This is a genomic window from Mycobacterium paragordonae, assembly GCF_003614435.1.
Taxonomy (GTDB): Bacteria; Actinomycetota; Actinomycetes; order Mycobacteriales; family Mycobacteriaceae; genus Mycobacterium; species Mycobacterium paragordonae.
The window spans coordinates 1349730-1363524 of the sequence record NZ_CP025546.1 but is presented as its reverse complement, the minus strand read 5'-3'; the positions used below and the strand labels follow the sequence as shown (position 1 = coordinate 1363524).

Sequence of the window (13795 nt, the reverse complement as noted above, 5' to 3'; positions counted from 1 at the left end):
CGCGTCGAGGTTGACGTGGGCGGTCGCGTGCCGCCACGATGGGCTGCATGCGGTATGTCGTTACCGGCGGTACCGGGTTTATTGGCCGCCGAATCGTTTCCCGACTTCTAGAGCACCAACCCGATGCGCAGGTGTGGGTGTTGGTCCGCCGGCGGTCGCTGGGCCGCTTCGAGCGCCTCGCGCTCGAGTGGGGTGAGCGGGTAAAACCGCTGCTCGGCGAGCTGCCTGAGCTGGATCTGGCCGAGCAGGTCATTTCCGAACTGGGGCCCGTCGACCATCTGGTGCACTGCGCCGCGATCTACGACATCACCGTCGGCGAGGCCGAACAACGCGCAGCCAACGTTGACGGCACCCGCGCTGTCGTCGCCTTGGCGCAACGGCTCGGCGCCACGTTTCACCATGTCTCCTCGATCGCGGTGGCCGGCGACTTCCGCGGCGAGTACACCGAGGACGACTTCGACGTCGGCCAGGCCCTGCCCACGCCGTACCACCAGACCAAGTTCGAAGCCGAGGCGCTGGTACGCGACACACCCGGCCTGCGCTACCGCATCTACCGCCCGGCGGTGGTGGTGGGCGATTCCCGCACCGGTGAGATGGACAAGATCGACGGGCCTTACTACTTCTTCGGCGTGCTGGCCAAGCTCGCCGTCCTGCCGTCGTTGACGCCGATGATGCTGCCGGACACCGGGCGCACCAATATCGTCCCGGTCGACTACGTGGCCGACGCGCTGGTGTTCCTGATGCACGCCGACGGCTCGGCTTGTCGAGACGGGCAGACGTTCCACCTGACCGCACCCAGCACCGTCGGGCTGCGCGGCATCTACCGCGGCATCGCGCGCAGCGCCGGGCTTCCGCCGCTGCGCGGGACGCTGCCCCGCTCGATGGCGACCTCGGTGCTGAAGGTGAGCGGGCGCGCCAAGGTGCTGCGCAACATGGCGGCCACCCAGCTGGGCGTGCCAGCCGAGGTGCTCGACGTGATCGACCTGGCTCCCACCTTCGTCAGCGACAAGACGCGAAAGGCCCTGCACGGCAGCGGCATTGAGGTACCGGAATTCGCCTCCTACGCGCCGCAGTTGTGGCGGTACTGGGCCGCGCAGCTGGATCCCGACCGCGCCCGGCGCGACGACCCGGGCGGCCCGCTGGTGGGCCGGCACGTCATCATCACCGGCGCGTCCAGCGGTATCGGGCGTGCCTCGGCGATCGCCGTGGCGCGGCGCGGTGCCACCGTCTTCGCACTGGCCCGCAACGGTGAGGCGCTCGACGAACTGGTCGAGGAGATCCGGGCGGACGGCGGCCAGGCCTACGCATTCGCCTGCGACATCACCGATTCGGCGTCGGTGGAGCACACCGTGAAGGACATCCTGGGCCGCTTCGACCACGTCGACTATCTGGTGAACAACGCCGGCCGGTCAATCCGGCGCTCGGTGGTCAACTCCACCGACCGTCTGCACGACTACGAGCGGGTCATGGCAGTCAACTACTTCGGTGCGGTGCGGATGGTGTTGGCACTGCTACCGCACTGGCGTGAGCGCCGGTTCGGCCACGTCGTCAACGTCTCCAGTGCAGGCGTGCAGGCCCGCAACCCGAAGTACAGCTCGTATCTGCCGACCAAGGCCGCGCTGGACGCGTTCGCCGACGTGGTGTCGACCGAGACGCTGTCCGACCACATCACGTTCACCAATATCCATATGCCCCTGGTCGCGACCCCGATGATCGCGCCGTCCAAGCAACTCAACCCGGTGCCGGCCATCAGCGCCGAACGCGCGGCGGCGATGGTGGTGCGCGGCCTGGTGGAGAAGCCAGTCCGCATCGACACCCCGATGGGCACCCTTGCCGAGGCCGGTCACCAGTTCGCCCCCAGGCTGTCCCGCCGGATTCTGCATCAGCTGTACCTCGGCTATCCCGACTCGGCTGCCGCGCGCGGGGTCGCCGCACCTTCCGAAGCTGTTGCCCCGCAACCACGTCGGCCGAGGCGTCCCAGCCGGGCGGTCCGCGCCGTTCCGCGGGTGGGTGTACCCAAACCCGTCAAGCAGATGGCCCGGCTGGTGCCGGGCGTGCACTGGTGATCACTTCTCGCACGTGAACTGATCGACATCGATGTAGCCCATGCGGAACATCTCGGCACATCCGGTGAGGTACTTGATGTAGCGCTCGTAGACCTCCTCGGACTGCAGCGCGATGGCCTGGTCTTTGTGTGCCGCCAGTGCGGCCGACCAGATGTCGAGGGTCTTGGCGTAGTGCGGTTGCAGCGACTGCACCCGGGTCACGTTGAACCCGTTTGCGGTGGCCCGCTCCTGCACCATCGGGATCGACGGCAACCGCCCGCCCGGAAAGATCTCGGTGACAATGAATTTGACGAATCGGGCGAACTCGAAGGTCAGCGGCAGACCACGCTCCTTCATCTCCAGGGGGTGCAGCCCGGTGATGGTGTGCAACAGCATGATTCCGTCATCCGGCAGCAGGCGGTGCGCCAGCGTGAAGAACGCGTCATAGCGCTCGTGCCCGAAGTGCTCGAACGCGCCGATGCTGACGATCCGGTCGATCGGCTCGTCAAACTGTTCCCAACCTTGTAGCAGAACGCGCTTCGTGCGGGGGCTGTCGGATTTCGCGAACAGCTGCTCGACGTGGTTGGCCTGGTTCTTGCTCAGGGTGAGGCCGACGACGTTGACGTCATAACGCTCCACCGCACGCATCATGGTGGCGCCCCAGCCGCAGCCGACGTCGAGCAGCGTCATGCCCGGCTGCAGCCCGAGTTTGCCCAGCGCCAGATCGATTTTGGCGATCTGCGCCTCTTCGAGCGTCATGTCGTCGCGCTCGAAGTACGCGCAGCTGTAGGTCTGGGTGGGGTCCAGGAACAACCGGAAAAAGTCGTCGGACAGGTCGTAATGCGCCTGTATGTCGTCGAAATGCGGGGTCAGATCATCGGGCATCCGCACAGCGTATCGTGGCCCCGGTGAGCGCCGTGTTCGCCGACGTCGACACCGGCATCGACGACGCGCTCGCCCTGATCTATTTGCTGGCCGCCGACGCCGACCTGGTGGGCATCGCATCCACCGGCGGCAACATCGCGGTCGACCAGGTGTGCGCGAACAACCTCGGCCTGCTCGATCTGTGCCGGGCGGGTCCCGTCCCGGTATCCCGCGGAGCCGAGCGGCCGTTGAACGGTGAGCGTCCGCAGCGCGGCGATTTCCACGGCCCGAACGGTTTGGGATATGCGGAGTTGGCGCGCAGCGATCGGCGGCTCACCGAGCACGATGCCGCAACGGCCTGGGTGCGGGCGGCGCACGCCCACCCCGGTGAGCTGGTCGGGTTGGCGACCGCGCCGCTGACGAACCTGGCGCTGGCACTGCGCATCGAGCCGGCCCTGCCGACACTGCTGCGGCGACTGGTGATCATGGGCGGGGTGTTCGATGGCCAGGGGCCGCCGGAATGGAACGTCCGCGTGGACCCGGACGCCGCGGCCGAGGTGTTCGCGGCCTGGGCGGGCCAACCACGACTCCCGGTCGTGTGCGGGCTGGACCTGACCCGCAAGGTGGTCATGACCCCGGACATGCTTGACGGGCTGGGCGCACCCGCACCGGTGACCCGGTTCATCCGGGATGCGATGCGGTTCTACTTCGAGGTGTACCGCGACCGCGGGCTGGGATACCTGGCACACCTGCACGATCCGCTGGCCGCGGCCGTGGCGCTGGACCCGCAGTTGGTCGAGACCCGGCCTGCCACGGTGCACGTCGACGTGTCCGGCAACCCCGGGATGACCACCGCCGACTGGTCAGGTGCGCGACAGCCAAACGCGCAGATAGGCATCGAGGTCGACCCGGCGGCGTTTTTCGATCGATTCACGCAACGGGTGGCAGCCTTCGCACGCGGACAGCGGTGAGGGAAACACCGCACGTCGGAAGCCGCCCGGCCGCCCCGCATGCCCGCGTTCGGGACGAGCTCAGGGGTGCCCCGTACACACATAAGACCGAAAGTCAAGGTCAAACAGCTGAAACCATACCGACCGTATGGCACACGCGTCCCAAAAAATACCCGTTCAACTGTTGCGCAATTGGCACTTGACCCCCTAATTTATAAGCACGGTGAGATTCAGATCACGTGTGGCGCGACAAAGCAACGAAGCGTTGGTCACAACTTGGTCTGCACCGCGGGGAGGCGGACGCACATCGCGGCCGGATAGTTAAGGGGAGCACTTCGTGTCAGGAACACGCCCGGCCGCTCGGCGGCTGAACCTTGTCGCCGTCAGCAGCACCCAGCACGCCGAAGACGGCGGGGAACGAGCCTGGGTATCGCAGGGTCTGTGCAGGACAAAGGACCCAGACGAGCTGTTCGTGACCGGGGCGGCACAGCGTCAAGCGGCAGCCATCTGCCGGCACTGCCCGGTGCTGCGGGAGTGCGGCGCGGACGCTCTCGACAACAAGGTCGAGTTCGGCGTGTGGGGTGGCATGACCGAACGGCAGCGCAGGGCCCTGCTCAAGGAGAACCCCGACGTGGTGTCGTGGTCGACCTTCTTGAACAAGCGCAAGTCCCGCTCCGTCGTCTAGACCAGCGGCTCCGGACCTCATTACTTTTCTGTTACGACACCGGCCGGCATCGCGGCCCCGATCGCCGAAACCTGCACCACCGCAACGGATTCGCCGATTTAGTCGGCACAGCCGAACCGGCCGATTTTTTACCCGACGGTAAATCCTGAGCATTTCCGCTGGTCAGGGTGTGGAATCACTCGTAGATGCCTTCCAGGAACCACCTCCTCTGCCGGTAGCACAGCAAGAGCGCCCGTTCCCCCTCCAGCAGCACCTGGGCACGAGCGACCCGACCGGCCCGCTGACCGGCTTCAGACCGGTCATCCCACCACCGCTCGTCCACGGGCCACGGCCCGGCCCACCAGCGCAGCTGGTCGTCCCGGCCCCGGACGGCCAGCCGGGCAGGGTCGGCGGAGAACACCCCGCGGCTGGTCACCCGAATCGGATTACCTTGAGCATCAAGCAATTCCACCGGATCGTCGACCAGCACCGCCGGTGACGGGTCAGGCAGTTGACCGGGCCACGGTTGAGCGGGATCGGCCTGCGGCACCGGTTCGTCACCCAGCGGGGTCATGGTGATTCGCTCGGCCGGCCCCCGGCCGCCGGACAGCACCGGTACCTGCACCGCCTCCGGGCCCAGCAGTCCCTGAACACGCACCAGCGCCCGTCGGGCCCGGAGCCTGTCCTCCTCACCGAGACCACCCCAGAGCGGCAGCTGCAGTGCCCCGGCCGAGACCACCTCGACGGCCTGCAGTCGCAGCAGCGTCACCGGCGCATCCAAAGGGCGACCCCGCGCAATCCGGTGACTCAACCACCCGTCGAGTTGCCAGCGCACCCGGTCGGCGGTGGCGTCCTCGGTCAGCGGTTCGGCGCACCGCCATACCCGGCTCAGTTCTTCGCCGGTGGCGGTCACCGCGTGAATGGCCAGTCGGGTGCAGCCCACTCCGGCGGCCAGCAGCGCCTGGTGCAGCGTGGCTGCCAGCGAACGCCCGGCGAATGCCGCAGCGTCGACCCGGTCGATCGGCGGATCGCAGTCCAGCACAGCGCCGAGCTCCGGTGGCGGCTCACGCCCAGACGGACCTCGTTCCGATTCACCGCGGGCGAACCGGTGCGCGGTCACCGCATCTGCCCCGAACCGGGAAGCGACGTCGGTGCGGGACAATGCGGCGAACTGCCCGATGGTGCGAATTCCCATCCGCCACAACAGATCTGCCAGTTCGTCCCGACCAGGACCGGACAGGCTCGGCTCGGTGGCGAGCTGACGGATCGACAGCGCCGACAAGAACCGCGCATCCCCTCCCGGCTCCACCACGCGACCCACGCGCGCGGCGAAGACCGCGGTGGACAACCCGTCGGCAATGCCGACCTGACATTCTGCGCCGGCCGCGGCCACCGCGTCGATCAGCCGCTCAGCCGCCTGCAGTTCAGACCCGAAAAACCGGGCCGCACCACGCACCGGTAACACCAGAAGGCCGGGTCGCAACACCTCGGGACGGGGTACCAAATCCTCCACCGCGGCGATCACCCCTTCGAAGAAGCGGGCGTCACGGTCCACGTCGGCGGCCACGATGTGCAGTTCCGGGCACCGCGCCGCAGCCTCCCGTCGCCGCAGCCCGCGCCGCACCCCGGCCGCCCGGGCCGTCGCCGAACAGGCGATCACCCGATTCGCCAGGGTGACCGCGACCGGATCCGTAGCCGACCGGTCCGCTGCCGCCGCCGCCGCGACCGCGGGCCAGTCCATGCACCAGATCGCCAAAACGCGGGAAGCCATCACGATCAGCCGGTTCGCGCTCGATCGATCGACCGTCCGCACCGGCTGATCTGAAGCCGGACCCCGCTGATGCGCCCGACCCCCGGGGGCGTCCCGCCCCCGAAAGACGGAGTCAGTTCATAGCCGCAAACCCGGGCCTCCAGCCGTGTCGACGCTCCTTCCCAGTCGCCGTCGGTGACCAGCACCGTGCACCCTTTCTGACGGGCGCGGGCCACCACCGCCCGTGCCCGGGTCCGCGTCACCCGCCGGCCCCCCAGGCCGAGGACCACCAGATCCATACCGTCGATGAGCACCGCGGCAACCTCCACCGGATCGTTTCCCGGATCCGGTATCACCGCGATCCGGCTCAGGTCCGCCCCCATTTCCACGGCAGCCAGCAACCCGATATCCGGTTGTCCGACGATTACCGCATTGCCCCCTCCGGCCGTCACCGCGGCCACCATGCGCAGCACCAGCGACCGTGCCCCCGACAGCACCGCCACCGTCCCGGGCGGCAGCAGCGCCGGACCCGACGACACCAGGTCTTCAGCGGGGGCGGTATCCTTCCCCGATATCGCGGCGATCTTCTGACGCAGCTGTTTAAGCTGCTCAACCCGGTTTTCCTGGCGCAGATCGGAGGCAAAAGCCGCGGTCATGACCAGCCTCCCAAACAGATTTTTTCGAAAGTATGTTCGATTCGATTCGAGTAAACACCCACCCCCCGACAGCGTCAAGGCGCGGGTCGGGACGCCCGTTTCACGGCCGCCACAGGACCCTGGTACTGGTGTGGCTGCTGATAGCCGGTGGCACTGCTGTGGCGCCTGGGTCAGCAAACGCCGAACCAGCCTCCTGCCACCCGGCGGAACTGTTCGCCAGCGACAACCGCGACTCCCCGGAACCCGGCCAACTCCAACTGTTCGAGATTCAGGCCGACGCCACGCTCGCGCTCAACAGGGCACCCGCCACGGGTTCGGTTCTCCTGGACGGGGTGTTCTGGTCCGAGGAGCGGCAGCAGGTCAGCACCGAACGATCCCGCCAGTTTCACCTGTGCGTTGCCGACGAACCCACCCTGCACGCCGCCGCCGAGGCGCTGCGCCGTCAGTTCGACCAACAAGCGGTGCTGACCTTCGACTACCCGACCGAGACTGTGCGCGACCCGCAAGCGGCCCTCATCACGGTGCCCGGCATCGAATTCGCACGCTTCCGCGACGCGTTCACCGCTGACGAGGATGCACGCCACCGACTACTGGGCGGTTCGGTCAGCGCAGCAGAACCCACGCTGATCCTGGTAGCGGGCAACGGCGATATGGACATCGCCCGCCGTCTGGTCGAGGCATCCGGGGGTGACTGGGCCACCGCTGACGTCGCGTTCGGCGACCGCGAAATCGTCCGGTAGCGGCTAGTTGGCCGCGACCCCGGTCGGCACCGGAAACGGGGTCGGGATCGGAACTCCCGGCATGAACCGCTGGAAAAGCGAGGTGGCGATCGCGCCAACCTCATCGCTGAGCGGGTACATGTGGCGATATTGCAGCACCTGCTTGCCGATCAGCCCAAGCCGCTCCTGGAAGGTCGGCATCCGGGCGGGATCGAGCAGCGGATTGTTGAACGGCGGGCGGTCGCCGCGCTGGAACTCGAAGGCGGCGCTGATCCGGGGTGCTGACCCCAGCCGGCTGCCGCGCCCGCCCCAGTGCAGCACCGCCTGATTCCAGGCCAGCAACGAACCGGCCGTCGCCGGCAACGCCCGGATGTCCTGCGGGTTGTACACGACGGTGTTGTTCTCGCCGTCCCACCGGCGTTGCCGGAACCGGTCGTCGAGGTGCGCGGGCAGCATGTACATGCACCCGTTGAGCGGAGTGGCGTCAGTGAACGGCAGCCAGACCGTCAGCGTGTGGGGCGAGTTGTCGGCATCGAGGGTCGGGATCACCCGATCGCGGTGCGGACCCCAGCCCAGCGCGTTCTCGTTGGGGTTGACGTGCCAGACCCAGAAGTCGGGCAGCGCCTGATAACCGTCACCCAGCACGGATGTCAGGAAGCGCGAAAGACCTTGAAACGCAAGCCATAACTCGTCGTAGACGAACGCGAACGCCAGCGGGATGCCGCGCTGGAACAGCGTCGACACGGCGTAGCGGATCGGTGCGATGGCCGCTTCCGACAGGGCGTCGGATACCTGGACATAACCCTCGCGCTTCAAATTGGCCAGCAGCGGGTCGATCTCCCCGACCGCGGCCGGTCTGGGATAGCCGCCGGCTTCGATCGACATCCCCGGGCACAGCTCGCCCCAGAATTCGCGACGCTCCGCCTGAACAGCGGAAAGGCTCCCGATCATCGCGTTATCGTATCCCAGCGCAGGCGCTGTGGGGGTTGATCAGATCAGGCCGCGGCTATTCCCACTCGATGGTGCCGGGCGGTTTGCTGGTGACGTCCAGCACCACCCGGTTCACCTCGCGGACCTCGTTGGTGATGCGGGTCGAGATGCGCTCCAGCACCTCGTAGGGCACCCGGGTCCAGTCGGCGGTCATGGCGTCCTCGCTGGAGACCGGGCGCAACACGATCGGATGGCCGTAGGTACGCCCGTCGCCCTGCACACCCACCGAACGGACGTCGGCCAGCAGCACCACCGGGCACTGCCAGATCTGGTTGTCCAGACCTGCCGCAGTCAACTCTTCGCGCGCGATGAGGTCCGCGCGCCGCAAGGTGTCCAGGCGCGCGGCGGTGACCTCTCCGACGATTCTGATGCCCAGGCCGGGTCCCGGGAAAGGTTGGCGCGCAACGATTTCCTCCGGCAGGCCGAGCTCCCGGCCGACGGCACGCACCTCATCTTTGAACAGCAGCCGCAGCGGTTCGACGAGTTTGAACTTCAGGTCGTCGGGCAGGCCCCCGACGTTGTGGTGGCTCTTGATGTTGGCGGTGCCGCTGCCGCCACCGGACTCCACCACGTCCGGATACAGCGTCCCCTGTACCAGGAAGTCAATCTCGCTGCCGTGCAACACATCCCGCACCGCGCCCTCGAACGCCCGGATGAACTGCCGGCCGATGATCTTGCGCTTGCCTTCGGGGTTGCTGACACCCGAGAGCGCCTCGAGGAAGGTCTGCGCGGCGTCGACCGTGACCAGATTGGCTCCGGTGGCCGCGACGAAATCGCGCTCCACCTGCGCGCGTTCGCCGGCACGCAACAGCCCGTGGTCGACGAAGACACAGGTCAACCGGTCACCGATGGCGCGCTGCACCAACGCGGCGGCCACTGCCGAGTCGACTCCCCCGGACAGGCCGCAGATCGCCTGCCCAGCGCCGATCTGCTCACGCACCTGCTCGATCAGCGCGCTGGCGATGTTGGCCGGCGTCCACTCCGCGCCGATCCCGGCGAACTCGTGCAGAAACCGGCTGAGCACCTGTTGTCCGTGCGGGGTGTGCATCACCTCGGGGTGGTACTGGACACCGGCCAGGCCACGTTCCCGAGCTTCGAACGCGGCTACCGCCGCCCCCGCACTGCTGGCCACCACCTGGAATCCCTCCGGCGCCGCGGTCACCGCGTCGCCGTGGCTCATCCACACTGGCTGCACCCCCGGAAGGTCCGAATGCAGTTCACCGCCAAGGACTTTCAATTCAGTGCGGCCGTACTCACTGGTGCCGGTGTGTGCGACGGTGCCGCCGAGCGCCTGGGCCATGGCCTGGAACCCGTAGCAGATGCCGAACACCGGCAGGCCCAGGTCGAACAACGCCGGATCCAGCTGCGGCGCGCCATCGGTGTAGACGCTGGCCGGTCCTCCCGACAACACCAGCGCCAACGGGTTACGGGCCCGGATCTCCTCGACAGACGTGGTGTGCGGAATGACCTCCGAGAACACCCGCGCTTCGCGGATCCGGCGGGCGATCAACTGGGCGTACTGAGCACCGAAGTCGACCACCAACACGGGCCGCGGCGAGGCTGATTCCACGGGCACCGAGTTTAGCCATGTGACGGACCGCGCGGTTGTCAACCTAGGTTGACGGAATCGACGACCGCTCCTATAGTCGCTCCAATCGTCCACTTAAGTTGACATTTCGGAGGGCAGGTGGTTGCGGTGGATTTCCTGGTTTCGCCGCCGGAGGTCACTTCCGCACGGATCGCCGCCGGGCCGGGATCGAGCTCTCTCCTGGCCGCGGCATCGGCTTGGGAGGGTCTGGGCGAGGACTTAGCTGCCACCGCGCAGGCGTTCTCATCGGTGGTGTCGGACCTTTCTGGATCGGCCTGGCAGGGGTCCTCGGCGACCGCGATGGCCACGCTGGCGCTCTCGCATACCTGCTGGCTGAGGGCAGCGGCGTCGCACGCCGCCCGAGCCGCACGTCACGCAACGGCCGCGGCCGCCGCCTACGACGCGGCGCTTGCCGCCGCCGTCCCGCTCGGGGCGCTGGCGGGCAACCGGACGCAGTTGGCTTCGCTGGTGGCGTCGAACATATTGGGGTTCAACGCACCGGCGATCGCGGCCACCGAGGCCGAGTACGAGCGAATGTGGGCCCAGGATGTGGCCGCCATGTCCGACTACTACGCCGGCGCTGCGGCCGCGGTCACTGGGCTCACGCCCTGGCCCACGCTGCCCGCCCTTGCGACGGCGGCGCCGGCGGCTGCGTCCAACGTCACCCTGGTCATCGGCGGCAGTGGATACCCGTTGCCGTCGCAGAACTACGTGAACTCCGTGCTGGCCAATTACGTCACACCGAATTTCCCGGCCTTCACCGTGACCGGCGCCCAGGCGCTGCTGACACCCGCGCAGTCGTATTGGATCACCGGAATCAAGACCCTGACCGAGGACGCATCCTGGGCCCAGGGGCTCACGATTCTCGACAACGCGATCCATGCGCAGCTGACATCGGGGAATACCGTTGTCGTGCAGGGTTTCTCGCAGGGCGCTGGGATCGCGTCACTGGAGATGGCGAATCTCAAAGCCGCCGGAGTGCCAAGCGATGCGGTGAGCTTCTCGCTGGTCGGAAACCCGATGAACCCCAACGGGGGCTTGTATTCACGCTTCGACGGCCTGACCCTGCCGAGCCTGGGCAAGTCGTTCCCGGGGTCCACGCCGGCCAATGACTACCCGACCGTCATGTACACGATCGAATACGACGGCTTCGCCGACTTCCCGCGGTACCCCCTCAACCTGGTGGCCGACGCCAACGCCATGCTCGGCGCGCTGTACGTCCACCCGCTGTATCCCACCCTCACGGCGGATCAGGTCGCCACGGCCGTCCAACTGCCCACCGAGGGACCGACCATGACGACCTACTACATGATCCCCACGCATAATCTGCCGCTGCTCGAGCCGTTGCGAACGTCGTTGTTGGGCAATACGATCGCCGATCTCATTCAGCCCGACCTCAAGGTGATCGTGAACCTGGGCTACGGCGACCCCGACTACGGGTATTCCACGGCGCCCGCCAACGTCCCCACGCCGTTCGGGCTGTTCCCGGACGTCAGCCCGGTGACCGTCGTCAACCACCTGGTCAGCGGAACGCAGCAGGGCGTCAACGCCGCCGCCGCCGATCTCAGCTCATGGCACCCACCGTCACTGCCGAGTCTACAGTCCACAGGCGTCCCACATCTCACCCTGCCGGCGTTCGCACCGCCGTCGGTTGACGGATTCATCCAGAGCTTGCAGACGGCGAACACCACCATCACCACCGCCGCCACGCATGCCGCGGCATCGGCTTACTCCACCCTGCTGCCGACAATGGATACGTTGACAGCCATTGCTGTCTCGCTACCGTCCTACGACGTGAACCTGTTCCTGGACGGCATCAGGCAGGCCGTCGAGGGAGATCCGGCGGGCCTCATCAACGCGATCGGCTATCCCATCGCTGCCGACACCGGATTACTGACGTTCCTGAGCTTCTTCCTCGCCTACGCCTACTACGGCGCGGCCAAGTCGGTGGTCGGCGATGTCGCCGGCCTGCTGTAAACCGTTGGCGCGCAGGCAGAGCCACGCGGCCTCGGCGAGCACCGTCGCATCCTCGGCGTTCGGTGGATCGGCCAGCACACCCAGCAGCCAGGCACGTACCAACTCCTGAGCCGGACCCAGCCAGAGCGCCTGACTGTGCGCGGGTCCCAGCGGGCGCAACGTCCCGTAGTGGGCGTGCGGACGCCACCACGCCTGCAGTGCGCTCGCGAAGCACTCGTTGAGCTCCTTCAGCTCGATCGCCGCCGTCTCGAGGACCGCCGGCTCGGTCATCGTGATGAGGAATCGCGCCATCTCCGGGTGACCGGTACACCAACGCAGATGCATCGCCACCATGGCCCGCACGCCCGTCTCCGCGTCGGCGTGCCGGGCGAGCTCGGTCAGGAAATCCTGCTGGTAGGTCGTCACGCAGTCGACGTATACCGCGCCCGCAAGCGATTCCTTGCTGGGGAAGTGGTGGAAGAGACTGCCGTTGCTGGCGTGCGCGTCGCGCTGAATCTGCCGCAGTGACGTCGCGCTGATGCCCTGCGCGAGAAACCGATTCAGCGCCGCTTCGATGATCGCCGACCGGCGGTCGGCGCCGGTACGGAGGGCTGTACGAGTGGCGGCCACACTGCTAGCGTATCACTCTATACTATTGGAGCATTGCTCTAGGAGGTAATCATGGACCACCAACGCGCCGCCGCCCTGGCCGAACGGCTGCTCGGAGCCTGGAACACCCAGGAGGTCAAGCGCGTCGTCGACTGTTACACCGATGACGTCCGCTATCGCGATCCCAACACCCGCGGCTTCGTCGAGGGCGCCGACGCGATGTCGCGCTATCTGACGAAGCTGTTCGACCGCTGGCAGATGCACTGGACCTTGCGCGAGGCGTATCCGTTGCGTGAGGAAGATGGCGCCGCCGTCCTGTGGCGCGCCACGTTCCGCCGCACCGGCGCCGACGCCGGCCCTGACACCTGGGTCGAAATCGACGGCATGGACCTGGCACTGGCCCACGGTGACCGACTGGCGCGAAATGATGTGTACTTCGACCGGTCGCCATTGCAGTTGCTGACCGCCGCCGGAACCTGAATCGCTCCCGGATCATCGGACCGGTGCCCGGCGGTATGATTCCCGGAGTAGGCGACGGATCGATCAGGGGTTATAAGGGTGCGGGTCACGGGCAGAATTGTGCGGTTTGACGGGGTGCGCGGATATGGGTTCATAACCCCCGATATCGGTGGCGAAGACGTGTTCTTGCACGTAAATGACCTGGAAGTGGAGAAAAACCGGGCCGTGCGCGGCGCTCAGGTGTCTTTCGAGATTGACGAGGGAAATCGAGGGAAATTCGCACGGGAGGTGCGTTTGTCGAACAGTTCCGGGCCCGTTGACGACGATCCGTCGGTGGCCGGTGACGAATATTTCGACGTGCTTTCGCCCGAAGAATTCCGGCAGACAATTACCGAGAAGCTATTGCACATAACTCCAGCACTGAATGCTCAGCAGATCCTCGCGGTGCGGAGCAGCTTTGAAGAGGTGGCACGCAAACACGGCTTAATAGATTCATAGTTTGCCGCCGGCGCCTCACCGGGCATGTGGAGGGGTGTTGCCAACTA

Annotated in this window: 13 protein-coding genes; 7 read left to right on the top strand and 6 right to left on the bottom strand. The window is 66.9% G+C overall.

The annotated features are described in order from the left end of the window. The first annotated feature begins 47 nt into the window (after window positions 1-47). Window positions 48-2066: an SDR family oxidoreductase gene (locus C0J29_RS06445; protein ID WP_120794596.1), complete on the top strand. Its 2019-nt coding sequence runs from the start codon at window positions 48-50 to the stop codon at window positions 2064-2066. Here the strand turns inward: C0J29_RS06445 and cmaA1 are convergent, their stop codons facing one another. Next, on the bottom strand, window positions 2067-2930 hold the full coding sequence (gene cmaA1 / locus C0J29_RS06440; protein ID WP_065162042.1) for a cyclopropane mycolic acid synthase CmaA1: 864 nt from the start codon (window positions 2928-2930) through the stop codon (window positions 2067-2069). Window positions 2931-2944: 14 nt separating this feature from the next. Here cmaA1 and C0J29_RS06435 point away from each other — a divergent pair, with 14 nt between their 5' ends. Beyond that, window positions 2945-3880, top strand: a complete 936-nt coding sequence (locus tag C0J29_RS06435) for a nucleoside hydrolase (RefSeq protein WP_120791808.1) — start codon at window positions 2945-2947, stop codon at window positions 3878-3880. 316 nt (window positions 3881-4196) lie between these two features. Continuing rightward, window positions 4197-4544 (top strand): WhiB family transcriptional regulator, encoded by a 348-nt coding sequence (locus tag C0J29_RS06430; protein ID WP_065043257.1) that lies wholly within the window; start codon window positions 4197-4199, stop codon window positions 4542-4544. Window positions 4545-4719: 175 nt separating this feature from the next. On the opposite strand, the gene C0J29_RS06425 is transcribed toward C0J29_RS06430, so the two are convergent. Both C0J29_RS06425 and C0J29_RS06420 read right to left on the bottom strand, forming a co-directional pair. Continuing rightward, window positions 4720-6294 carry a DNA polymerase Y family protein gene (locus C0J29_RS06425; protein WP_370530871.1) on the bottom strand — a complete coding sequence of 525 codons (1575 nt, stop codon included), beginning with the start codon at window positions 6292-6294 and terminating at the stop codon, window positions 4720-4722. 5 nt (window positions 6295-6299) lie between these two features. Next, entirely contained in the window at window positions 6300-6929 is a 630-nt protein-coding gene (locus C0J29_RS06420; protein WP_120791807.1) for a hypothetical protein, read from the bottom strand. Between the two features lie 128 nt (window positions 6930-7057). Between C0J29_RS06420 and C0J29_RS06415 the strand changes: the two genes are divergently transcribed. Beyond that, window positions 7058-7669 carry a hypothetical protein gene (locus tag C0J29_RS06415; RefSeq protein WP_242460366.1) on the top strand — a complete coding sequence of 204 codons (612 nt, stop codon included), beginning with the start codon at window positions 7058-7060 and terminating at the stop codon, window positions 7667-7669. A gap of 3 nt (window positions 7670-7672) precedes the next feature. On the opposite strand, the gene C0J29_RS06410 is transcribed toward C0J29_RS06415, so the two are convergent. Beyond that, window positions 7673-8599 carry a phytanoyl-CoA dioxygenase family protein gene (locus C0J29_RS06410; RefSeq protein WP_120791806.1) on the bottom strand — a complete coding sequence of 309 codons (927 nt, stop codon included), beginning with the start codon at window positions 8597-8599 and terminating at the stop codon, window positions 7673-7675. A gap of 55 nt (window positions 8600-8654) precedes the next feature. Beyond that, window positions 8655-10208 carry a glutamine-hydrolyzing GMP synthase gene (gene guaA / locus C0J29_RS06405; RefSeq protein WP_082977808.1) on the bottom strand — a complete coding sequence of 518 codons (1554 nt, stop codon included), beginning with the start codon at window positions 10206-10208 and terminating at the stop codon, window positions 8655-8657. 126 nt (window positions 10209-10334) lie between these two features. Here guaA and C0J29_RS06400 point away from each other — a divergent pair, with 126 nt between their 5' ends. Beyond that, on the top strand, window positions 10335-12203 hold the full coding sequence (locus C0J29_RS06400) for a PPE family protein (protein WP_120794593.1): 1869 nt from the start codon (window positions 10335-10337) through the stop codon (window positions 12201-12203). Here the strand turns inward: C0J29_RS06400 and C0J29_RS06395 are convergent. Further along, the gene (locus C0J29_RS06395) at window positions 12117-12812 is read right to left on the bottom strand and encodes a TetR/AcrR family transcriptional regulator (RefSeq protein WP_120791805.1); all 696 of its coding nucleotides are present in this window, start codon (window positions 12810-12812) and stop codon (window positions 12117-12119) included. The two genes, C0J29_RS06400 and C0J29_RS06395, sit on opposite strands and share 87 nt — an antisense overlap. 51 nt (window positions 12813-12863) lie before the next feature. Between C0J29_RS06395 and C0J29_RS06390 the strand changes: the two genes are divergently transcribed. Beyond that, complete coding sequence (locus C0J29_RS06390; protein ID WP_120791804.1) at window positions 12864-13271, top strand: nuclear transport factor 2 family protein; 408 nt, start codon at window positions 12864-12866, stop codon at window positions 13269-13271. Between the two features lie 78 nt (window positions 13272-13349). Further along, entirely contained in the window at window positions 13350-13748 is a 399-nt protein-coding gene (locus C0J29_RS06385; protein ID WP_065043252.1) for a cold shock domain-containing protein, read from the top strand. The last annotated feature ends 47 nt before the right edge of the window (window positions 13749-13795 follow it).